The 1270-nt window shown below is 30.4% G+C and carries 1 protein-coding gene; it reads left to right on the top strand.

Annotated features, from left to right (window positions below):
• Nucleotides 1–71: 71 nt before the first annotated feature.
• On the top strand, nt 72–1270 hold a 1199-nt coding region (gene dpaL / locus HF862_RS09900), incomplete at its 3' end, for a diaminopropionate ammonia-lyase (RefSeq protein ID WP_170187694.1).

Raw genomic sequence — 1270 nt, 5'->3', positions numbered from 1 at the left:
AAAATAATAAATGGCACAAAAAATGCTTATAATTAATTTAAATAATTTTAAAGAAAATTTAGGAGGCAAAAATGGAATTATTAAAATGGGTTCATAATACTAAAAGTAGAGATGTAAATTATGAAAAATCTGAACTAGTAGGATTTGATAATAAAAGTATACATGATGTATATGAATTTCATAAAAGTTTACCAAATTATAAACCAACTCCACTAGTAGATTTAAAAAATTTAGCAGAACATTATGGAGTAAAAAAAGTTTGGCTAAAGGATGAATCTAAAAGATTTGGATTAAATGCTTTTAAAGTTTTAGGAGGTTCTTATGCAATAGGGAAATATTTAAGTCAAAGATTAGGAAAAGATATAAATGAACTTCCTTATAATGTGTTGATATCAGATGAAATTAAAAAAGAACTAGGAGATGTAACATTTGTAACAGCTACTGATGGTAACCATGGAAGAGGAGTAGCTTGGATGGCAAATAGATTAAAACAAAAATCAGTAGTTTACATGCCAAAAGGTTCAGCAAAAATGAGATTTGATGCGATAGCTAGAGAGGGAGCAGATGTAACTATTACAGATTTAAATTATGATGATGCAGTAAGATTAGCAAATAAAGGAGCAGAAGATTATGGTTGGATAATGGTACAAGATACAGCTTGGGATGGATATGAAGAAATACCATTATGGATAATGCAAGGATATTCAACAATAATAAATGAAGTAATAGAACAATTAAAAGAAGCAGGAGAAGAAAAACCAACTCATGTATTTTTACAAGCAGGGGTAGGGTCTTTTGCAGGAGCAGTTCAAGGATATTTATCTTATTTATATGGAGATGATAGACCAGTTACTGTAATTTGTGAACCTCATGGAGCAAATTGTATTTATAAATCAATGGAAGCAAATGATGGAAATCCTCATAATGTAGGAGGAGATTTAACAACAATAATGGCAGGATTAGCTTGTGGAGAGCCAAATACAATAAGTTGGAAAATTTTAAGAGATAATGCAGATTTCTCAGTTTCATGTGATGACCAAGTGGCAGCAAGAGGAATGAGGGTATTATCAAGCCCATTAAAAGATGACCAAAGAGTAATATCAGGAGAATCAGGAGCTGTAGGATTAGGATTATTTACAATTTTATCAGAAAGAAAAGAAGAATATAAAGAATTAATGGAAGCATTAAAGATAGATGAAAACTCAAGAATACTTTGTATCAGTACAGAAGGAGATACAGATGTAGAAGGATATAGAAAAGTAGTTTGGGA

Source organism: Fusobacterium sp. FSA-380-WT-3A (assembly GCF_012843705.1).
In the GTDB taxonomy this organism is placed as follows: Bacteria; Fusobacteriota; Fusobacteriia; order Fusobacteriales; family Fusobacteriaceae; genus Fusobacterium_B.
This window is presented reverse-complemented; position numbering and strand designations above follow the sequence as displayed.